At 53.5% G+C, this 21,349-nt stretch carries 19 protein-coding genes; all 19 read right to left on the bottom strand.

Going from position 1 to position 21,349, the window contains the following annotated elements:
• Positions 1 to 20 precede the first annotated feature (20 nt).
• Positions 21 to 1,928 carry a GDSL-type esterase/lipase family protein gene (locus C5O23_RS05565; protein WP_107031963.1) on the bottom strand — a complete coding sequence of 636 codons (1,908 nt, stop codon included), beginning with the start codon at positions 1,926 to 1,928 and terminating at the stop codon, positions 21 to 23.
• 224 nt (positions 1,929 to 2,152) lie between these two features.
• Positions 2,153 to 5,005 (bottom strand): TonB-dependent receptor, encoded by a 2,853-nt coding sequence (locus C5O23_RS05560; protein WP_107031962.1) that lies wholly within the window; start codon positions 5,003 to 5,005, stop codon positions 2,153 to 2,155.
• A gap of 338 nt (positions 5,006 to 5,343) precedes the next feature.
• The gene (rplI, locus tag C5O23_RS05555) at positions 5,344 to 5,784 is read right to left on the bottom strand and encodes a 50S ribosomal protein L9 (protein ID WP_107031961.1); all 441 of its coding nucleotides are present in this window, start codon (positions 5,782 to 5,784) and stop codon (positions 5,344 to 5,346) included.
• 21 nt (positions 5,785 to 5,805) lie between these two features.
• The gene (gene rpsR / locus C5O23_RS05550) at positions 5,806 to 6,075 is read right to left on the bottom strand and encodes a 30S ribosomal protein S18 (RefSeq protein ID WP_172480316.1); all 270 of its coding nucleotides are present in this window, start codon (positions 6,073 to 6,075) and stop codon (positions 5,806 to 5,808) included.
• Positions 6,076 to 6,441 (bottom strand): 30S ribosomal protein S6, encoded by a 366-nt coding sequence (rpsF, locus tag C5O23_RS05545; RefSeq protein WP_107031959.1) that lies wholly within the window; start codon positions 6,439 to 6,441, stop codon positions 6,076 to 6,078.
• 245 nt (positions 6,442 to 6,686) lie between these two features.
• The gene (locus C5O23_RS05540) at positions 6,687 to 7,844 is read right to left on the bottom strand and encodes a hypothetical protein (RefSeq protein WP_107031958.1); all 1,158 of its coding nucleotides are present in this window, start codon (positions 7,842 to 7,844) and stop codon (positions 6,687 to 6,689) included.
• Between the two features lie 24 nt (positions 7,845 to 7,868).
• Positions 7,869 to 8,543 (bottom strand): SH3 domain-containing protein, encoded by a 675-nt coding sequence (locus C5O23_RS05535; RefSeq protein ID WP_107031957.1) that lies wholly within the window; start codon positions 8,541 to 8,543, stop codon positions 7,869 to 7,871.
• A gap of 211 nt (positions 8,544 to 8,754) precedes the next feature.
• Positions 8,755 to 9,147, bottom strand: a complete 393-nt coding sequence (locus tag C5O23_RS05530) for a hypothetical protein (protein ID WP_107031956.1) — start codon at positions 9,145 to 9,147, stop codon at positions 8,755 to 8,757.
• Between the two features lie 58 nt (positions 9,148 to 9,205).
• The gene (locus C5O23_RS05525; RefSeq protein WP_161553555.1) at positions 9,206 to 9,829 is read right to left on the bottom strand and encodes a response regulator; all 624 of its coding nucleotides are present in this window, start codon (positions 9,827 to 9,829) and stop codon (positions 9,206 to 9,208) included.
• A gap of 111 nt (positions 9,830 to 9,940) precedes the next feature.
• Positions 9,941 to 11,734, bottom strand: coding sequence for a tetratricopeptide repeat protein (locus C5O23_RS05520; protein ID WP_107031954.1), 1,794 nt, complete (start codon positions 11,732 to 11,734; stop codon positions 9,941 to 9,943).
• A 2-nt stretch (positions 11,735 to 11,736) separates the two neighbouring features.
• On the bottom strand, positions 11,737 to 14,148 hold the full coding sequence (locus C5O23_RS05515) for a TonB-dependent receptor (protein WP_107031953.1): 2,412 nt from the start codon (positions 14,146 to 14,148) through the stop codon (positions 11,737 to 11,739).
• Positions 14,149 to 14,223: 75 nt separating this feature from the next.
• Positions 14,224 to 14,550 (bottom strand): hypothetical protein, encoded by a 327-nt coding sequence (locus C5O23_RS05510; RefSeq protein WP_107031952.1) that lies wholly within the window; start codon positions 14,548 to 14,550, stop codon positions 14,224 to 14,226.
• Positions 14,551 to 14,569: 19 nt separating this feature from the next.
• Complete coding sequence (locus C5O23_RS05505) at positions 14,570 to 15,361, bottom strand: DUF4296 domain-containing protein (protein ID WP_107031951.1); 792 nt, start codon at positions 15,359 to 15,361, stop codon at positions 14,570 to 14,572.
• 47 nt (positions 15,362 to 15,408) lie between these two features.
• Positions 15,409 to 16,044, bottom strand: a complete 636-nt coding sequence (locus tag C5O23_RS05500) for a lipoprotein signal peptidase (protein WP_107031950.1) — start codon at positions 16,042 to 16,044, stop codon at positions 15,409 to 15,411.
• A gap of 42 nt (positions 16,045 to 16,086) precedes the next feature.
• On the bottom strand, positions 16,087 to 16,470 hold the full coding sequence (locus C5O23_RS05495) for a TraR/DksA family transcriptional regulator (protein ID WP_107031949.1): 384 nt from the start codon (positions 16,468 to 16,470) through the stop codon (positions 16,087 to 16,089).
• A gap of 55 nt (positions 16,471 to 16,525) precedes the next feature.
• Positions 16,526 to 19,972, bottom strand: coding sequence for an isoleucine--tRNA ligase (ileS, locus tag C5O23_RS05490; RefSeq protein WP_107031948.1), 3,447 nt, complete (start codon positions 19,970 to 19,972; stop codon positions 16,526 to 16,528).
• A 110-nt stretch (positions 19,973 to 20,082) separates the two neighbouring features.
• The gene (locus C5O23_RS05485) at positions 20,083 to 20,697 is read right to left on the bottom strand and encodes a nitroreductase family protein (RefSeq protein WP_107031947.1); all 615 of its coding nucleotides are present in this window, start codon (positions 20,695 to 20,697) and stop codon (positions 20,083 to 20,085) included.
• Between the two features lie 28 nt (positions 20,698 to 20,725).
• Positions 20,726 to 21,163 carry a TIGR04076 family protein gene (locus C5O23_RS05480; RefSeq protein WP_107031946.1) on the bottom strand — a complete coding sequence of 146 codons (438 nt, stop codon included), beginning with the start codon at positions 21,161 to 21,163 and terminating at the stop codon, positions 20,726 to 20,728.
• On the bottom strand, positions 21,136 to 21,349 hold a 214-nt coding region (locus C5O23_RS14445; RefSeq protein ID WP_205743427.1), incomplete at its 5' end, for a hypothetical protein. The genes C5O23_RS14445 and C5O23_RS05480, both read right to left, overlap by 28 nt.

Here is a 21,349-nt window from a genome sequence, read left to right as displayed (position 1 = left end):
AGATTTGGTTATGATGCGTATCAGAGGATCACTTTTTCGGTTTTGACAGAGCCGTCGGAGTAAAGGCTGCGGGCAATGTAGAATCCTGACGAGGGATTACTGACACGGCAGCCCTGAAGAGTGTAGTAGCTCGTCTCGACAATTGTGCGGTCGCCCTCGATTTCAGCTATGCCGGATTCGCCGGAGGCAGTGGCCCAGCCGTGGAAGCGGATGTCGGAAAGGCAGATGGTCTTTCCGGTGGCTGCGGAGTTGTACCAGGGGTAGAAACGCAGACGGAGCGACTTGCCGCCTTCAAGCGAGATGATGGGGCGGACGGTGCCGTCGAGCATAGTGTTGGCGGGCATACTTTTCTTTTCATAGATGAGTTTGGTGTCGGAAAAATCATCTTCGGTAGAATAGTAGACGTGGACACACATTCCGTTGCCGCCGCAGCCACACATGTAGTAGCTGATTTCGTCGATGTTGAGTGTGGTTTCAGGCATGGCTGTGATGCCGAATTCGATGTAGCGGGTAGAGACCTCGTCGATTTCGCCGGCGGGCCAACTGTCGCCCTGAATGACATTGCGCTGAGTCTTGCGCGAGGCCTCGAAGCCGGTGCCTTCGGGCCAGACGGTGTTGGCGTTGGGGTTGGAGTATTTCTGCAAAGTCATGCCTACCCATGATTCCGGGATGACGGTGGCGGGTCCTGAAAGAGTGTAGCTGTCATCTTTTTCAAGGCGCCAGTAGGCGGTGACTTCGGTGCCACCTGAGAGCTGGACGGCAGAGGCGGTGACGGGGATCTCTGTGGACTTGCCTCCGGCGCTGACAATGATTTTCGCATCGTTGTTGTCAGATTCAAGAGTCATGCGGACAGAGAAGCGCCTGATGATGGTGCCGCCTTCGTAACTGACGCTTGCACTTTTGCTCCATTCGGTCAGATCGGTCGAGACTTCGGCATTGCCTTCGGCTGTGACGGTGAGCTGACCGGCTGCGGGAGTGAGGTCAAAGGCTGTCACCATGAGTTCCTTGGTCAGAGTCTGACCTACATAGCCCCGGCCGAGGTCGGCGGCAGAGGGGCTGACGCTGAGGTCGGAGGTGAGACGGATGTGCTCGGACATGACACCGGCTTCACGGCAAAGGCCTGCGAAGCGGCGGGCGATCAGGGCGGCACCTACGGCGCTGAGGTGGGTGGAGCCGTCGCCGTCACTGAGAATCGAATGGCAGTCAGAGTCGCCGTAGCTGAGATAGAGGTCGGCTGTGGCGGTAGTGAGGTCAATGAAGGGAACGTTCATCTCGTTGGCAACCTGCTCCATCTGCCAGACATAGTCCATAGAATTGTCAGATGCAGCTACTTTCTGAGAGGTTAAAACGCCGCTTGAGGTCAGTTTCGAGAAATTGTCACCGAGGTCGTGGCGGCCGTTGCGGCGGATGTCGTTGCCGGAGAAGTACATGCGGCAGATCGGGCCGACAAGGATAGGGATGCAGCCGGCATCGCGCGTCTCGGTGACGTATTTGCGGAGATATTCTTTATATGTGGTCGAGGGGTTGGTGCCACGGTAGTCTGTTGCGGCAGCCTGAGCGTCATCGCCGATGGATTTGTAGTAGGCAATCAGTTCGTCGCCGTCCATGCCCTGCGTCTTTTCATCGTTGTGAGCGAACTGGATGAGGACGTAGTCGCCGGGCGACATCTGAGTCTTGACAGAGGTCCAGAAGGCGGCTTCCTTATAGAAACTTTTGCTTGAAGCGCCGTTTTTGCCGCGGTTGTTTACTTCGATTCCATCGAGGAACTGTTGGAGATACTGACACCACCCTCTGGTGATGGTGGCCGATTCGTCGTAGTTGGCCATAGTGCTGTCACCGATGGTGTGGACCTTTTTCGCAGCATCGGCCGACTGAGATCCTCCAAAGATCAGGGCGGCTGCCGCGAGCAGGGATGCAAAATTTTTCATGGACTTATTGAGTTTGAGATATTGATTTGTGATGCAAAAAATGTGCAATTGTAATAGTGCAAAATTATCTCAAACTGACCTCAAAGGAGGGTAAAAAAGATTCAAAGCAGTGGTGATAAAAGGTAAAATCGTGTCAAAAGCATTGATTTTTAGCTCTTGACACGATTTTACGGTTTGATGTAGCCTGTAAGGCGAAACTTTTCTGCTTTGTCAGGAAAAATTTATCAGTTCCTGCGACCGGGACCGCCGCCGGGTCCTCTGCCGGGCCAACCGCCGTGGCCTCTCATGAAATCGCCTCCGCCTGCGGCCGAAGGTTCGTTGCCTTTGCCGAAGGTGTTGAAGCGGTAGCTCAGAGTCACCATGAAGTAGCGGGTGAGTGAGTTGTAGCGGGTGTCATCGATATAGTTGGCGGTGACGTTGCGGCGGATGTTGTTGCGCTGGTTGAGAAGGTCATAGACTTTCACGGCGAGAGTCAGAGCCTTGTTGCGCAGGAACTGCTGGGAGATGGTGGCGTTCCACATCCATGTGCGTGTGTCGTAGCCGGCGGCATAGCCTGAGGTGGCCGAGTAGTTGATGTCGGACTGCAGGGTGAGTCCCCAGGGAGTGTAGTAGGTGCCGTCGAAGCGTCCGCCGTAGGTGTGTACTGTCTGGTCAGCGTTTTTCTGAACACTATTGAAGGTGGTTTCCATTGAATAGCGCGGGCGCAGTTCGAGTTCGAAATGATCGGGTCGGAAAGTGATGCCCGGACTCTCGTTGATTCTCAAGGAGAGCGAGGCGTTGCGCTGGCCGTTGTTGAAACCTACCGAGCGGTTTGCGTTGACGAAGACGTGGTTTGAGAGGCTCCATTTCTTGTTGCGCAGGGGCATGGAGAACATGTTCATCACGCGGCCGCTCCAGACACCGTTGACGTTGGCATAGGTTGTTTCGCGTGTACCGTCATCCTTGATGAGCGATTTGGAGATTATGGAGTTCTGTGTAATCTGGAAGTCGCCCATGAGCATGATGCTTCGCTGCGATTCGGTGTTGAAATCCTGGAAGCGGATGTTGACGTTGTGGGTGAACGATGGGTCGAGGTTTGGGTTACCCTGGATGATGTTGGTCGGGTTGGAGATGTCGGCCACGGGCTGCAGCTGGGCCATAGAGGGCTGAGATGAGCGTCCGCGGTAGTTGAGCTGGATGGATCGGCGCTTGCTGAATTTGTAGCGGTAGCGCAGGAAGGGGGCGTAGTTCCACACCCAGCGGTCTATGTTTTTGTCGGAGTTGTCGAGGTAGATCGACTTTGACATCTGCGGCACCAGTGAGAGGCCTGCTTCGAGAGTTGAGTTTTTGGTGACTTTCTTGTAGCCGAGACGGATGTTCTGGTTGAAGGAGTTGTTGCGGTAGCGGTTTGAGTAGTCCGGATCGGGTTCGATTGTGGTCAGGGTGCCGTCGGGGTTGAGGGTTACGGGGGGCATGATGTCACCGTATTCGTAGTCCTCAGGGATGTTGTAGACGAGTTTGTCGGCGTTGTTCCAGCGGTAGTTCATGCGGTAGCTGAAGGTGAGGAAGTTGCCGTTGCTGACGTTGCCGAGCGGTTCGGTCCAGGTGAACTGGCCCATCACCTGGTTGCTCCAGGTGTGGTTGTCGTTGTATTGGTCGAGGAGGTCTGATGTGTCCTGGGAGTTGTCGGCGTCTTCGTCCATGATATAGCGGATGAAGTCGTTGACCGATGTGCCGGTCTCGATTACGTTTGAGTATTTGTATTGTCCGGAGATCGAGAACGCGCGTCCGCGGTGGCGCTTGAAGTTGTGGGAGTATATGAGGCGTCCTCCGAATTCATATGAGTCGCCGTCGCTGCTGCTGCGGGCATTGTTTTTACTTGCCTGCACCATCGAGGAGTTGAAGTAGTCTGTCAGCTCGTGGTCTTCAGATTTGTTGAAGTTGAGCGAGAAGTTGGGGCGGAATTCGAGGGTGTTGAATGAGTCTGGTTTCCAAAGCACACGGAAGTCACCGCGGAAGTTGTTGCCGCGGTCGCGGACGGATTTGTTGATTTTCGAATATGTGGAGTAGTCTTCGAAAAGATACTGGCGTTCCTGTCTGGTGATGGTCTTTGCATCGGTGTTGCTCCACATGATGTCGCCGCCTACGCGGATGATCTCTTCCTTGCCCACGTTGAAGTTCAGGCCGAGTGCTCGCGATTCGGTGATGCCGTTGTTGCCTCCGAAGCGGCGGAAGCGGCTGCCGTTGCTGTCAGTGAAGCCTATCTGGTTGGTGTTGTTGAAGTTGCCGAGGAGTGTTACCTGGTTTCCGTTCCAGAAACGGTTGAGGTTGAAGGAGCCGGTGTAGCGGTCATCGGTTCCGTAGCCGGCTTCGGCGGTGCCGAACCAACCCTGGTTCATGTCTTGTTTGAATGTGAGGTTGATGACAGTCTCGTCTTCTCCGTCATCGACTCCTGTGAGCCGGGCCATATCGCTTTTTCGGTCAACTACCTGGAGTTTGTCGATGAGGTTGGCGGGAAGGTTTTTGGAAGCTACCTGGGGATCGTCGCTGAAAAATTCCTTTCCGTTGACAAGGAATTTGCTGATGGTTTTTCCGTTGGCTGTGATTGATCCGTCGGTGCCGACCTCTACGCCGGGAAGGCGTTTGAGAAGGTCTTCAACCACGGCGTTTGGCTGTGTGTGGTATGAGTCGGCGTTGTATTCAACGGTGTCTTCCATCACTTTGATGGGGGTCTTTACGGCTACCACGCTGACTTCGCCGAGCATGTGGGAGGATTCTTTGATGCCGAGCACTCCGAGGCGGAGGTTGGAGGCTCCGACGGTGACTGGTTTTTCGAGATCGGCATATCCGATGTAGCTTACGGTGAGAATATATTTTCCGGCTTTTATGCCTGAGAGTGTGAATTTGCCGTCGATGTCTGTTGTTGTTCCGGCTATGAAAGTGCTGTCTTTTGCAGCAACGAGTTTGATGGCTGCTTCAAGGAGCGGTTCCTGTGTGTCGAGATCTTTCACTATGCCGGTGATGTTTGCGGCTAAGGAGGTGGTGAATGAAATCAGAAGGAGGGTGAACAGCAATGTTAAACGGTTGAAACGTGTCATTCTTTTCAGTTCTCTTTTTCAGTTCTGTTGGTTGGTGGATTATTGTTGACTGTCAATTCTGACCGTAAAATTACTCAAAAGTTTAATCGGGCGGAGGCTCTTATCTACCTACAGGGTGCTTTAGACGATGAATCGGGGAAAAAGCCGGAGTTGTTAAAATGTGTTATCTGCCGGTGTCTGCTGTCAGCCGTCGACAGCCGACAGCCGACACCGGGGAGGGTGGGATGCCGGAGTCTGCCTGACGGTGATTTTCAGAAGAAATCAGGCGGCCCTATGAACAGCATAGGGTCGCCTGATATTTTTATGCTTTTTCCGTTGAAGGGTTTGCTGAAGGATGATTATTCAGAAACAACTTCGAAGGGCACGTTTACAGTAACATCGCGGTGGAGCTTGATGATAGCTGTGTAGTTGCCGACTTCTTTGACGGGGTCGAGCGAGATTAGCTTGCGGTCCACGTTGTGGCCGAGTTTTTCGAGAGCTTCTGCAATCTGGATGGCGTTTACAGAGCCGAAAATAGTGCCGGTAGAAGAGGTCTTGGCACCGATGGTGAGCTTAACGTCCTGAAGAGTGGCTGCGGCGGCTTCGGCTTCAGCCTTGATGCGGGCGAGCTTGTGGGCGCGCTGACGCTGGTTTTCAGCAAGAACTTTAAGAGCTGATTCGGTTGCAATCACGGCTTTGCCGGTCGGGATAAGGTAGTTGCGACCATATCCGTTCTTGACTTCGACTACATCGTCTTTGTAGCCAAGGTTGGCGATGTCTTCTTTGAGAATGATCTTCATAATTCCTGATAGCTTTTAAAGTTATTTCATCAAGTCGGTAACGTAGGGGAGGAGGGCAAGGTGGCGGGCGCGCTTAACGGCCTGAGCCACACGACGCTGGAATTTGAGCGAGGTGCCGGTGATGCGGCGGGGAAGGATTTTGCCCTGTTCGTTGAGGAACTTTTTCAGGAATTCGGGATCCTTGTAGTCGATGTATTTGATTCCGCTTCTTTTGAAACGGCAATATTTTTTCTTCTTAACGTCTACCGACAGGGGAGTGAGGTAGCGGATTTCAGATGCTTGTGCCATGATTTAGTTCTCCTTTGCTTCTTCAGTGACTGTGGTTGTTTCTTTAGCGCGGTTGCTGCGACGCTTTTCAGCGTATTCAGCTGCATACTTGTCGAGACGGAACACGAGGAAGCGAAGCACGCGTTCGTCGCGGCGGAATGCGGTTTCAAGTTTCTTGACGAGGGTGGGATCGCCGTCGAACTCAACGAGTGAGTAGAAGCCGGTAGATTTCTTCTGGATGGGATAAGCAAGCTTGCGAAGGCCCCAGATTTCTTCGTTTACGATTGATGCGCCGTTGTCGGTGAGCACCTTCTCGAATTTTTCTACCGCTTCCTTCATCTGCTGGTCAGATAAAACGGGAGTTAAAATGAAAACGGTTTCGTAATGCATTTTGGTTGATTAATTATAGTGATTGGTGTTTGTTTCGGTCCGCCGGAAATTCGGCGGGCACACTTTTTCGGCTGCAAAGGTAGTGATTTTCCAGTAACCGGCAAAATTTTTCTGATAAAGTTTGTGCGCAATTGCGTTATAAGATGCAAGATAAGTAACGACTGTCCGGCATGTAGGCTGAACAGTCGTTACATAAGCTACTATCGGTGCGGGTTATTGGTATTCTTCTTTGAGTGAGGCTGTGATTATTTCATTTTGGTGAATTTCAAGCCAGAGAAATCAAAGGTTGTCGGTGACAGGAGTGTGATGACGTTTGGTTCGTTTTTGGGAGCCGGTTTTGGCCGTGCGTCCGGGTCACGAACGCCATTACGGACGGTAACTGTGATTTTGTCAAATACTACGGTTTTCCCGACCACTTTTCCGGAGTAAATGTATTCGAAATGATAACCCTTACAGTTTCCCGGTGCGATATCCTGAGCCATGTTCATTATAACTGTGCCGTTGCCTCCGTCTGTGAATGTGGCACTTGCTACCATCACGCCGGTTTTACCCAGTCCCAATTTGGCCAAAGTAGAGTTTGCCCTCCAAATACTTCCGTCGTTGCTGACAAATGTGTTGAAAGTGTCGTCTTTCTTGTCTTCCGGAATCGTAGTCGTAGCGGGGCGTTTCTCTGAAGCCTGTGGCTTGGCGGTGGCGACAGGTTTCTGAGCCGTTGCCGGAGTATCGTCATCAGGCAGTTCCCGTAGGCGTTTGATAGCGTCGGGCACACCACCGGGGTAGGTACAGATAGTTATTATTTCTTGCACAAGGCCTCCGTCAGCCGTAAATGTTTCCGTTTTTTCTTTGTCGGGCTTATCGCTATTGTCATTGTCTTTATCTGGCAAAAGGCTTTTGACAAGTGTCAATTTATGGCCGTCGGGGCCTATGAGCCGGTCGAAAGTGGTCAGACCATAGGTCACGAGAGAGCCATCGGGCTGAGGAATGATAATGGCCTCACCTTTTTTCCCTAAGGTGTTTTCCCACTCAACAAGGATGATGCCTTTCTTAAGGCGGGGATTGGTTATGCGAAATTCTTCGGAACTTGAAAACAGCATGTGGTGGCGATATTTGCCGAACCCCGGAGCCGTTGTCCCCTTGAATTCGCGGCTGAGTTTTTTGGCCCGCATGAAATCGCTCGGAAGCAATTTGAATTCAGACCTTTTTGTGGTGAATGTCTGAGTGAAGTCGGGACGTGAATTTATGAAATCCAGTTCCAGATACATCTGATGCTTGCTCATGTCTTCCTTGTCATTCATTTCATAGATGCCTGCCAAAGGGATTGAAGCAGAAGCGCCTGTTGCTGTGACAGTCATGACGGCAATGCACAGTGTGCGGAAGGCTGAGTTCAGAGTTGTTATTTTCATATTAATTTTTTATTTTTATATTTATTATTCGCCCCAGTCATCTGTGTCAAAGCCGGAGCCGGAGTTTGCGGGCATGTAGAGTTTTCCGTTGACGTAAACTCCGTGATGGTCAGCGATGTCTTCCCATACGATGATTGGCGATTCGAGTTTAGTGCCGTTTTCTTCGCCATATTCCACCTGTTCGTCAAGAAGCAGGTAGCCGTTTCGGGCTACACCTTTATAATAAGTCTGGTAGCCTCTGATGCGGCCGTCGGTGTAAACGGTAGATTCTGACAGAAAGGCTCTGACATCATCTCCGTCGCCAACTTTCCAGAATGACCATCCGAGAGATTGCTCGCAAATGTCGGTTGTTTCGGTGTTGACGAGATAGGCTTCGTCGACTTCCTGTTCGGCGAGTTCGGGTGCGAGGAGGGGGAATTTTGAACGGGAGAAGGCAAGGGTGTCGAGATAGCCTTCGGTGCCTGTGGCGATGTTGCGGACTTTAACCCATCCGTCGGCCGGAAATTCCGTGAAGCGGAAGATTTCGCCCATTGATGCAGGGGCTATTGTTTCTGATTTTGCGTCGGGCGAAGATTTCAGTTCGATTCCCGCCATCTTTACGGCGACATAGGTTTCGGGAACTTCTTTCGAGCATGAGGCTGTGAGCATGGCTGCTCCGACGGCAATAATTAATGTTATTTTGCTGAATACTGATTTCATGGGGTGAAATGAATTGGTTTATGATTCGGAATAGGGGTATTAGATGCTGTTTTTTACAGTTTCTTAGAAAAAATGAGGTGATAATAGGACGTTGTTGTGAAATGCCCTCTAAAGTGATCACCCCCTGATTTGAGTCTAAGATCAGGGGGTGTAGCCTTGTGGCTGTGGAATATATAATGATTAAGTCAGGTTAAAAAAATCAGGTTATTTATTATTGCTTTTTTATCATTTCTTCTTTGACGCGTTTAATAAGCGCTTCATATGCTTCGACCTGAGAGTCGGAAACCACCCGTTTGGTAGCGGTTGCCATAGATTTCGCTGTGCCTGAGAGTCTCATGAACATACGTAATGAGGCGCGATATTCGTCACGCTGCTCTTCGGTGAGCTTGTCCCACTCTTCGGACCCTGATTTGGGTATGTCTGAGTTAAAGCAATAACCTTCCATGAGGTCGAGCATTTCGTCAAAATCCTGGGGTGTAAGGCTTTCGAATTCCTTTGAATCAAGTTCCTGGGCGCGTTCAGGGTCCCAAGAAGGACCACCGCAGGCGGTCAGGACAGTGCATGACAGACAGATTGCTGCGAGATAAGATAGTAATTTTTTCATGTGATGAGTGATTGATAAGTTTTTATTGATTGTGTTGGGTGTGGCGATGGATTGCAGATCAGATGCGCGATGTGGGGAGCAGCCCGTGGTTGACAGCGTTGAGTACTAATTCAGCGGAGTTGCGTGCGTGGAGTTTGCTGAGGAGGTGGCGGCGGTGGGTCTCGATGGTGTTGGAACTCAGTCCCATTTCTGCGGCAATGTCATCAGTCTTTTTGCCTGAGGCTATGAGACGGAGCACTTCGAGCTCCTTGGGGCTGGGCATTTCATAGGTTTCAATCAGGCGTCGCAGTTGCTCGGCCCGTTTGCAAAAATATGTGTCGCCATCGGCCACACGGCGGATTGCGGTGGCAATTTCGGATGAGAGCACGTCTTTGAACAATATTCCTTCGACTCCGGCATCAAAATAGTCTTTGATGATCCACAGTTCCTCATGGATTGTGTTTACGATAATTTTGATGCCCGGACAGATCTGACGTATTTTGCGAAGAAGCGTTATGCCGGGCGCGTCTGGCAGCTCGACATCGAGCAAGCATAGATCATAGGTGCGGAATGACGTCTGGGAGAGGGCTTCGGCTGCGGTCATGGCTCCATCCACATGACATTCCTCTCCGAGAATGTCCTCAATGAGATGGCGCATTCCGCGGAGCACAATATCATGGTCATCGACCAAGAGGATTTTCATATCAGATTTTGCCATAGGGGGTGGTGAAAACGTTGTCTAAATATTTCACACCACAAAATTAGGCAAATGCGTTGATATATAAATCACGGAAATCCGTGAGTGCGGTCGATTTTATTTAAAAAATTTGACGGATATGTGGTTGGTTCCGTTTTTTTCGAAGAAGTTCAGTGTGCCCTGAAGAGCTTTCACACGGCGGTTGAGATTTTCAAGGCCGAGTCCGCCGGATGTGACTGCCGAGGGGTCAAAGGGGGCGCCGTTGTCGGTGATGTCAAGAGTGATTTCTCCTTCGGATTCCGCCAGGCTTACCGTTGCGCAGGTGGCTGTGCTGTGATGGCGCAGGTTTCCGGTCCATTCCTGGATGATGCGGTAGAGGTTGATTGATTTTTCCGGGTCGATGTCAATTGCGCCGGCAGAGGGCTGGTAGCTGACGAATCCTTCGCTTTTCTGGGCGTAGGCGGCTATGAGCTGTGTCAGAGAAAGGCCGTTGAAGCGAGGGGGAAGGAGCTCGTGGGATATGGAGCGGACTTCGTTGCGTGTGGTGCGGATCATTTCTGAAAGTTCTCCGGTGTCACAGCGGCCTGCGGCCAGTGTGAGCTCAATGCCGAGAAGATCGTTGCAGACTCCGTCATGGAGTTCATGGGCGAGGCGTCCGCGTTCCTGTTCGATGCCGTCGAGTCTGGCGCGGATGTTTTCGACTTCGATTTTCCGGCGTCGCGCACGTAGATATATTATCAGTAGGAGTGAGGCTATTATCACTCCTGCCGTTATGAGAGCGATGATTGTGTCGCGCCGCGATTTTTCGGCTTGCAGGTTGGCTATGGCGAGTTCTTTTTCGGCGGTATGATAGCGGATGTTCAGGTCGGAGATCTGATCGTTGATGTCGCTCTGGTGGATGCTGTCGGCAATGGCGATGGCTGTCTGGTAGGCTTCATCCATTTTTTCAATGTCGCCCAGTCCTTTGTAGTTGAGGGCTATGCGTTGCCATAGGCGGTCGAGCGGTATGAAGGGGCGTGAGTCCTGCATGGCCAGAATTTTCTTCTGGATGTCAAGGCTTTCTCGATAACGGCCCATGTCTGTGAGTATGACAAAGCTCTGTTCGAGGAAGCCGATGGATTCGACTGAGGCTTCCGGGACTTTGTCGAGCACTGCGTTTCCGCGGTCAATGTAGTATCTGACGGAGTCGGGGTGGCCGAGACGGTTGTGCATGGCGATTATCGGGGCATAGGTCTTAAGCATGTAGCGCGGGATTCCTTTCTTTTCGGCTACTCCGATGATGTAGCGTTGGGTCTGGAGGCCCCGTTCGTGGTGTCCGGCAAGGAAGAGGGCTGATCCGAGCGATGATGCTGCATATATCTGAGTCTGGATGTCGTCTGTCAGGCGTGCTTTTTCGAGCCCTTTTTCCGCAAATGATACGGCTTCGTCAAGACGGGCCTGGTTTGCAAACAGGACGGCTATTGAGGTGAGTATGCTGGCTTCAAGATCAGGCGAATCGCTCGATTGAAGCATGGCGAGTGCCTGCTTGTAGCAGATCAGGGCTGAGTCTGTCTGCTGGTTGACGCGATAGGTCACACCGAGGTCAGAGAGGGCGTTGACGCAGGCTGTCGTGTCGGCTACTTCTTCGGCTGCTCTGAATGAGGCTTTGAAGTCGGCTATAGCGGCTGCATTGTTGCCGAGGGTGAAGTGGGCATTTCCTCGTATGGCCAGCAGATATGACTTGTGGCTTGATGCTTTGGCGGGCATTTGGGCAAGCGCATTGTTACACAGGATAACGGCGCTGTCAGGGTTGACGTTGACGTAAGAGTCGATGTGCTGAATGGTCTCTTCGTCGATCTGAGCGGCCAAAGGCAAGGGCGCAACGGTTGAAAGGAGTGTCAGAAAAAACAGAAAGGTCTTGGTGCGGTTCATATTCAGAAGTCGATTGTGAGCCGTAGATTTATTTGACGGCGGGTGAGGTAGTTTGGAACGGCATACTGGATGTTGTTGACATCGGTGACCCAATAGTAGGAGGCTACGTTGGAGATGTCAAAGAGGTTGAAGAGGTCGAGCCCGAACCAGACGCTTTTGATGTGGCGTCCGAAGCCTGAGCGTGATTCTCCTTCTTTGAGTTCGGGCAGAAGGGCGTAGGATAGGCCTATGTCGACACGCTTGTAGGCCGGCATACGGAAGTAGCCCTTGTCGCGTGTGGAGCGGGGTGCGGTTGATGGCAGTCCGTCCATGAAGATGCCGCGCAGGGCGAATTTTAGGCGTGGAAATTTCGGGAAATAGTCAGTGAAGAACATGCCGAAACTATAGCGGCGGTCAGTAGGGCGTGGCACTTTTACGCCGTGGAGGTTTTCGCTTGTCTTCATGAGCGAGAAGCTGATCCAAGAGTCGCTTCCTGGCACGAACTGTCCGAAGAGTTTCATGTCGATGCCGGCGGCGTAGCCTGAGCTTTCGTTAAGGCCGGAGTAGACGATCTTCAGGTTGTCTATTTCGTAGGGGACGAGGCTGGAGAGGGCTTTGTAGTATATTTCGCCTGAGAGCTTGAAGGGGCGGCTGAGGGCGCGGAAGGTGTAGTCGGTTCCGGCTATGAGGTGGAAGCTCCGCTGCGATTTTATGCCGGAGTTGAGCAGGATGGTGCGGTTGCCTTTGTCATCGATGACCGGCATGCGGTATTCTTTGTAGAACGGTGACTGGTAGTAGAGTCCGGTGGAGAATCGGATGGCCCATGATGGGGCTTTGTCGGGGATGAAGCCGATGTTGAGGCGCGGGCTGAGGAGCAGTTCTCTGTTGAAGCTCCAGTAGCTGAGGCGCAGGCCGGCGTTGACGGTGAGGAAGCCGGCGGAGGTGCTGAGCTTCCATGCGTCCTGGGCGAAGGCCGAGAGGCGTGTGGAGCTGAGGTCGTGGCGGGAGTCGAGGTTGTAGACCATACGGAGTTCCGAGCCTGTGGCGGGGAGTGAGAATCCGGCAGAGTCGCGCAGCTCCCATTCGCGGCTGCGGTCCATGATTTTTTCGCTTTGGAGGCTGATGCCGTAGGTGAGGGTGTGGCGGGGGTTGAGAGCTGACTGTCCTTTCAGGGCGATGGAGAGTACGGAGGCTTTGAGGCGGTTGCGGGCGTGTTCGTGATAGCGTCCTACGCCGAGTTCGCCGCCTACATCGGAAGTGCCGGCCTGGTCAAGCCAGTATTCGCCGGAAATGTCGTAGGCCACGAGTTCGTCTGTCAGATAGCCTGATGCGAGTAGCTGCAGGTTGGTGCCGCGGTTAATGCGGTAGTCGAGAGAGAGGGCTCCGAAGTAGGTGTCGAAGCGGTCTTTTTCATGACCGTCGAAGTAGACGGTGAATTTCTTTGCATCGGCTGTCGTTCCGAAGGTGGTGGTGCGGTTCTGAGGTGTGAATTTATATTGGTTGAGACCGATGTTGCCGAGGAAGGATGCTTTGAGTTTTTTGGAGAACTGCCAGGTCAGCGATGTCTGGTAGTCGAAGAATGCCGGGTTGTATTCGCCTTTTGTGTCCATTGATCCAAGCAGCGAGGAGTTACGTTTGTAGCGGATGCCGTGGAGCTGGGAGAATTTTCCTGATGCTTGGCCGACGGTGAGCGAACCGCCCATGAGGCTTGCGCTGAGCGAGCCTTCGAATGACTGGGGCTGGCGGTAGGTGATGTCGAGGACAGATGACATTTTGTCGCCGTATTCGGCTGGGAAGCCTCCGGTCGAGAAGCCTATGGAGCCGACAAGGTCCGGATTGATGATGCTGAGGCCTTCCTGCTGGCCTGAGGTGATGAGCTGCGGGCGGTAGACTTCGATGCCGTTTATGTAGACGGAGTTTTCGTCATATGAGCCGCCGCGGACGGAGTACTGGGCTGACATTTCGTTTGATCCGGTGACGCCGGCCATTGTGGTGATGAGGCTTTCTACGCTGCCTCCCTGTACGTCGGGACTTTTGCGGAGTTCTGTGGCATCGATTTTGCCGACCGATCCGGTCTGCTTTTTGAGTTCGGTGACTTCGACCTGCTGGAGCATTTCGGTGCTCAGTTGGAGGCGCATGTTGAGGGTGACGTCGCCTTTGGCGTCGATGAGCGCGCGGGTGGCTTCACGGTAGCCTATGCAGGAGAAGTGGATGTGAATGGTGTCAGCGGCCGGGCATGACAGGGTGTAGTCGCCTTCGAGTCCGGAAGTGGTGCCGATGATGGTTCCGCCTATGCGGACGGTGGCGAATTCAACGGGTTTGCCTTCGCTGTCGGTGATTTTGCCGTGGATTTTGACTTGTCCTTCGGTGAGGAGGGCAAGCAGGGGGGTGAGGAGGAGCAGGAGTATCTTAAAACGGAGTCCGTGGCCGTGCATTATGCGGGATGTGTTGGCTAAAGATGATTGGTTGTCTTATTACATAACGCGGTGGTGCGTGAAAAATTGTGTGTGTCAGAACTCTATGGTGATGACTCCGGCTGTGTCAGTGGCGGTTACGGGTGGAACTGAGGTTGCAAGCAGGGTCAGATAGGCGTCGAATGCTCCCGGAGCTGAGATGTGGTCGGGCGGGGTCAGTGACTCAGGCAGCCTGTAGGCGGCGGGGACTATGACGGCGATGCCGTTGAGGTCGATGGTCGAGTGGATTTCGCCTTCGAATGGTTTGACAATCGGTGGAATGTCCGTCTGTGGCTCGGACGGGTAGCGGACTATGGCGTTGCGTGTGATTCTGCCGTGGGCCACGGCAGCGTGGACTCTGACTGATATTATGGTCTGTGGCATGATGTTTTTAAACAACCTCTTAGCGTATTTTGACGGTGTGCTGAGCCTGACGGGCTTTGACGTTGTCGTTGCGGCCACGGGTGCGGACGAGGGCTATGGAGTCGATATAGGAGATTTCACCCCGGCCTGCGGAGTAGTGGATGGTGCCGTAGAGGTTGGTTGCAGTCTTGGCAGAGTCGAGGACGAGTGTGAGCTGTTTGCGGCCCTCGGAGCCTTGGTTGAGGGTGACGTATTCGGCGGTGCCGTCGTTGTAGGTCACGGCGAGGGTCATGAACAGGGGCGAGTGGGGGTTGAGCGGACGGGCATAGAGGGTGTAGCGGTCGCCGCGTTCCCAGTTGCGCTCTGAGTTGTAGGTGAATGAGATGAAGTCAGAGGGGTTGCCGGCGGTGTTGCGGCGCATGAGCGGTCCGCGCCAGATGTTGACAGAGTCTCCGTCAGGAGTGTCGCGCTGGATTCGGCCGGCGGTTTTTGCTCCGGATTTTTCTACTTCGGCTATACGGGCGTTGAGGATTTCAATGGTCTTGTCGTAGACCTTGACATATTCGGGGAGGTTGTTTCCATACCAGTATAGCGAGGTGTCGAGATCGGCGGTCGTGACTCCGTGGATCTCGCAGATGGATTGCATGAGTGCTCTTTTGACCGAGTCGTTGCGATAGGCTGCTCCATTGGCATCGACTACGGCTTCGCCGGTGTGGAGATCGGCCATGATCTCGGCCATTTTGTCGGGCGATATGACATAGCCGGGAGTTTTTCCGCAGGCAACGAGGAGCAGAAGCAGTGTGGAGACGATGATCAGGGGAAGATGGCGCACGTCGGTGTTCAGAGGGGGGTGAAAGGTGGAATGGTAGGTGGTTGATGTCAGTGTCTGACAGGGAGTTCCGCGAGGGCTTTCGGGCCGAGGATGTAGCGGTGGTAGAAGAGTATGAGCGCTATGATTCCGCAAGAGATGGCGGCATCGGCGATGTTGAATATCGGCTGGAAGAAGAGGAACTCCTGCCCGCCTACGAATGGGATCCAGTCGGGCCAGACGAAGCTGAAGAGCGGGAAGTAGAGCATGTCAACCACCTTGCCGAGGAAGAGAGGAGCGTAGCCTCCGGCTTCGGGGAAGATGGTGGCGACTTGGGGTGGCATAGGGTTGTTGAAGATCAGTCCGTAGAACACGCAGTCGAAGATGTTGCCTGCGGCTCCGGCTGTCACAAAGGCGAGGCACATGATGTAGCCAGCGGGGACTGAGCGCAGCGCCCTAATGCGTATGATGTACCAGATCAGGAAGCCTACGGCAACGATGCGGAAGAGTGTCAGGGCGAGTTTGCTTCCCAGCTCCATGCCAAAAGCCATGCCGTTGTTTTCAATGAAATACAAGTGGAACCAGGAGAAGATCTGCAGGTCTTCTCCCAGATAGAAATGAGTCTTGATCCATATTTTGACAGCCTGGTCGATCAGCACGACAAGGATGATGATCATGGAGGCTATTGCGGTACGGCTTTTGAGCATCGGGCTTTAAAGGGGGTGCGTTAATAAAATCAGTTGAGCAGATTACTTTTTCTTCTGCGAGTTTTTGGCTTCAACGCTTCGGGTGGCGTGGGGGACGGCGCGTAGACGTTCCTTTGGTATGAGTTCGCCGGTTTCACAGCATACGCCGTAGGTCTTGTTCTCGATGCGGATCAAGGCGTTCTGGAGGTGCTGTATGAACTTGCGCTGGCGCTGGGCAAGCTGGCCGGCTTCTTCCTTGGAGAGGGTGCTGGCACCCTCTTCGAGGATTTTGAATGTCGGCGATGTGTCGGCAGTGTCGTTTCCGTCAGTGTTGTTGATCAGGCCGCGCAGAGAGTCATACTCTTTCTGAGCCTTTTCAAGCTTCTGGAGGATCAGCTCCTTGAATTCGAGGAGCTCCTCGTCTGTGTAACGGGTCTTTTCACTCATTGGATCAAGTGTTGCGTAAAATAGTTTTAGGATATAGATTTACGAAGTAAGAATCTTATTTGTCAAGCGAGATGAGCACACGTGCGGTTACGTCGTCCATCGAGAGTTCCTCAATGCCTTCGGCAGAGTCGGCGAGCGGAACGATTTCGAGAGAGGTGGCGAGCACCTGACGCGAAATGTAGTCGGCGAAGTCACGGATGGCATCGTCGGTGTCGGCTCCGGGAGCGAAGACGAGGCGGATGCGGTCTGTGATGTCGTAGTTGCGGGCCTTGCGGATGTTCTGGATGCGGTTGACGATGTCACGGGCTATGCCTTCACGACGGAGTTCGGGAGTCACGGTGACGTCAAGGGCTATAGTGAGGCTGCCTTCGTTTGCCACGAGCCATCCGGGGATGTCTTCGGAGATGATCTCCACGTCTGAAAGCTCTACTTCGGCGGGGGTGCCGTTGAGGTCGAACGACAGATGTCCGTCGCGTTCGAGAGCGGCGATCGATTTGGCGTCGAGGTTCTTGATGATCTCGGCTGCGGCTTTCATGTTTTTGCCGAATTTCGGGCCGAGTTTCTTGAAGTCGGGCTTCACGCTCTTGACAAGGATGCCTTCGTCATTGCCTACGATCTTGAGGTCTTTGACGTTGATTTCGCTTTTGACAAGGTCCATTATGGCTTCGACGGCGGCGCGGCGCTTTTCATCGGCCACGGGCACCATGATGGTGTGGAGCGGCTGACGCACTTTGAGGTTGACTTTGCGGCGCAGTGCGAGGGCCATCGAGGTGATGTCCTGGGCGAGTTTCTGGCGCTCTTCGAGGTCGGGATCGATGAGCGATGGATCGGCCACGGGGTATCGGTCGAGGTGGATGGAGTTTTCAGAGCCTGTGAGGTCGCGGTAGAGGCGGTCGGCGAAGAAGGGGGCGAATGGCGCCATGAGGAGGGTGACGGTGTGCAGACAGGTGTAGAGGGTCTGGTAGGCTGCGAGTTTGTCATCAGTCATGTCGCCGCCCCAGAAGCGCTTGCGGTTGAGACGCACGTACCAGTTGGAGAGGTTGTCGCCGACGAATTCGCCGATTGCGCGGGCCGCACGGGTGGGCTCGTAGTCGTCAAGGGCTTCGGTCACTTCGCGGATGAGGGTGTTGAGCAGGGAGAGTATCCAGCGGTCGATCTCAGGGCGCTTTTCAACGGGCACCTGCGGAGCCGAGGGGTCGAAGCTGTCTACGTTGGCGTAGAGTGCGAAGAAGCTGTATGTGTTGTAGAGGGTCGAGAAGAGCTTGCGTGAAGTCTCCAGGACGCCTTTTTCGTCATATTTGAGGTTGTCCCACGGCGATGAGTTGGAGATCATGTACCAGCGCACGGGGTCGGCGCCATACTGGCCGATCTGGCCGAAGGGGTCGACGGCGTTGCCGAGGCGCTTCGACATCTTGTTGCCGTATTTGTCGAGCACGAGGCCGTTGGAGATCACGGTCTTGTAGGATATGGAGTCGAACACCATGCCTGCGATTGCGTGGAGAGTGAAGAACCATCCGCGTGTCTGATCGACACCTTCGGCGATGAAGTCTGCGGGATAGACTTCGCGGTTGTCAAAGGCTTCTTTGTTTTCGAACGGATAGTGGATCTGAGCGTAGGGCATTGAGCCTGAGTCGAACCATACGTCAATGAGGTCTTTTTCGCGGCGCATGGCTTTGCCGGAGGGGGAGAGAAGGATGATGTCGTCAACGTAGGGACGGTGGAGGTCGATCTTCTCGTAGTTGTCTTTGGTGTAGTTGCCGGGAACAAAGCCTGCTTTCTTATAGGGATTCTCGGTCATGAGTCCGGCTTCGACAGCATGTTCGATTTCGGTATAGAGCTGTTCTACTGAGCTGATGCAGAGCTCTTCAGCGCCGTCTTCGGTGCGCCAGATGGGGAGCGGAGTGCCCCAGTAGCGGCTGCGCGAGAGGTTCCAGTCCTGGAGGTTTTCGAGCCATTTTCCGAAACGGCCGCTGCCTGTGGAGGCGGGTTTCCACTTGATGCTGTCGTTGAGTTCCATGAGGCGTTCGCGCACGGCGGTTGTTTTGATGAACCATGAATCGAGCGGATAGTAGAGCACCGGTTTGTCGGTTCGCCAGCAGTGGGGATAGTTGTGGGTATGCTTTTCGATCTTGAAGACCTTGTCAGTGGCTTTGAGTTCCATGCAGATCTTCACATCGAGAGTCTCGGTCTCTTCGTTCGCTTCGGGATCGTAGGCGTTTTTGACGTACTGGCCCTGCCAGGGGGTGTAGGCTTCGATGTCTACCATCTCTTCAACAAATTTCGGGTCGAGGTCTGAAAGGAGGTAGAAACGGCCTGTCAGGTCGACCATCGGCCGGATGTTTCCGTCGCGGTCGATGAGATGGAGCGGGGGAATGGCGTTCTGCTTTGACACACGGAGGTCATCGGCGCCGAATGTGCCCGCGATGTGGACAATGCCGGTACCGTCTTCGGTGGTCACATAGTCACCTGGTATCACGCGGAATGCGCCTTCGCCGGGATTGACCCAGGGGAGGAGCTGTTCGTAGTTGATGCCGACGAGATCGAGGCCTTTAACCTGGGCTGCGACTTCATAGGGTATCAGCTTGTCACCTTTAGAGTAGCTGTCGAGAGGCAGATCCTTGGCTTTTGCGTTGAAGAGCGATCCCATGAGGGCATCAGCCGCTACTACGGTCACCGGTTTGCCTGAATAGGGGTTGTAGGTGCGTATTATATTATAGGTGATGTCCGGACCGACAGCGAGAGCAGTGTTGGAAGGAAGGGTCCAGGGGGTGGTTGTCCAGGCGAGGAAGTAGGGAGTTCCCCACTTGAAGAGGATGTCGCGGTAGGGCGCGAGCGCGGGAGCGTTGTCATCAACTACGCGGAACTGGGCCACGCAGGTGGTGTCTTTCACGTCGCGGTAGCATCCGGGCTGATTGAGCTCATGTGAGCTGAGGCCGGTGCCGGCGGCGGGAGAGTAGGGCTGGATGGTGTAGCCTTTGTAGAGATAGCCTTTTTTGTAGAGTTCGCCAAGGAGCCACCACACGCTTTCGATGTAGCGGTTGTCGTAGGTGATATAGGCGTTCGGCATGTCGACCCAATAGCCCATACGGCGGGTGAGGTCTTCCCATTCGCCGGTATATTTCATGACTTCGCGGCGGCATGCGGCATTGTATTCGTCGACAGAGATCTTCTTGCCGATGTCTTCTTTGGTGATTCCGAGATTTTTTTCCACACCGAGTTCCACAGGTAGACCGTGGGTGTCCCATCCGGCTTTGCGTTTCACCTGGAAGCCCTGCATGGTCTTGTAGCGGCAGAAAATGTCTTTTATAGTGCGGGCAAGTACATGGTGTATGCCCGGCTTTCCGTTGGCGGAAGGAGGACCTTCAAAAAATACGAACGAAGGACAACCTTCACGCTCCGACATTGTGCGGGCGAAGACATCTTCAGCGCTCCACTTTTCGAGCACCGAGTCATTGATTTCCGGCAGGTTCAAGCCGCTGTATTCAGGGAATCTTTTTGACATAGGGTTATGTTTTTGCTAAAAAAGCTATCTGTTGTTATATATTTACAGGTGTTTTCAGAAAATTTTTGCAAAAGTACAAATTATTTCCCGAATAACCTAAAGGGATGGTTTTACCATTTGTTATAGTGTATATTGTCGGCTTTGTATTTGTCTTTCGGAGTCTGCTCGCCGTTTGGGTAGCCGAGCATTACGAGGCTGAGAGGTATGATCTCGTCAGGCATTCCGAAGAGTTTTTTGACGAGGGTGACACGTTCGCTGATAGGGTAGCAGCCACACCAGACTGCGCCGAGGCCTACGGCATTGGCGGCAAGAAGGATGTTTTCGGTAGCGGCCGAGCAGTCCTGCACCCAATAGTCTCTGCCTTCGCCTTCAAGAGGATTGGAGAGGTCACCGCATATGATGATCGCTGCCTGGGCCTTGGCTGCGGGTTTCCAGTTGCCCTGGGCGAGAGAGTCGAGTGAGGCACGTTCGGTAACGACAAGGAATTTCCAGGGCTGGCGGTTGCGGGCTGTAGGAGCGGCCATGCCGGCGCGGAGAAGAGTGTCGATCGTAGCTTCTGAAATCGTAGCCTCAGTGTAGTCGCGGACACTTGTGCGGGTCATTATGTTTTCAATGGCAGCATCTTTTGATGATACGGTGCATGAGGCTGATTCGCAATTGGTGGAGTTGCTGCAGGCTGAGAGAACAAGCGCTGCCAGGGCTGTGAAAACAGAGAGTTTTTTCATTTACGGAAGAACGTGAGAGATAAACAGGTTAAAAGTTGTTGTCGTTGTTTATGTCGATCCTGACTATCACAGGGCGTGTGCCGTCAGGACAAGAGATGACCATTGTCTCCTCTTTCAAAGATGGCTCGCATGAGGTCTGACTTATGGTGGTGCAGACGGCAGACCACAGGCGCGGACAGAAGTCGGCGGGACAATGGTCGCCGGCGCGGAAGCTGAATTCATCGCCGCTGCTGAACGAGCGGCACGGCCCCGCGTCAGGATCGTCAAGGAAGATGGCCTGCAGATCCTGATGGCATTCCCGCCGGAGCACCGAGATCAGGCATCCGGGCGAGGGCATGGAAGCAAGAGACGATCCGGAAACGGACTGAGAAAGTCGCGGGCTTGCAGACGCGACAGCCGGTACAGCTCCAAAACCGAGCGCACCGGCGGCAAGTGATGCTATTTTACAGAAATGACGGCGATCCATTCTATCTGCAAAGTTAAATCATTTCCGCGAGAGTAGGGAGCAAACAATTGTGAAAATAATGAAGATTCCAAATCGAAGTGCAAAACTTTGAGATGGGCATTAGTCATTCTCCTCTCTCCTTCTGGCGAGGGGATGCCCAAGCGGCGGGGGCGGCCTAAACCGCCCCCAAGAGCGGACAGCAGCAGA

Source organism: Duncaniella muris (assembly GCF_003024805.1).
Taxonomy (GTDB): Bacteria; Bacteroidota; Bacteroidia; order Bacteroidales; family Muribaculaceae; genus Duncaniella; species Duncaniella muris.
This window is presented reverse-complemented; position numbering and strand designations above follow the sequence as displayed.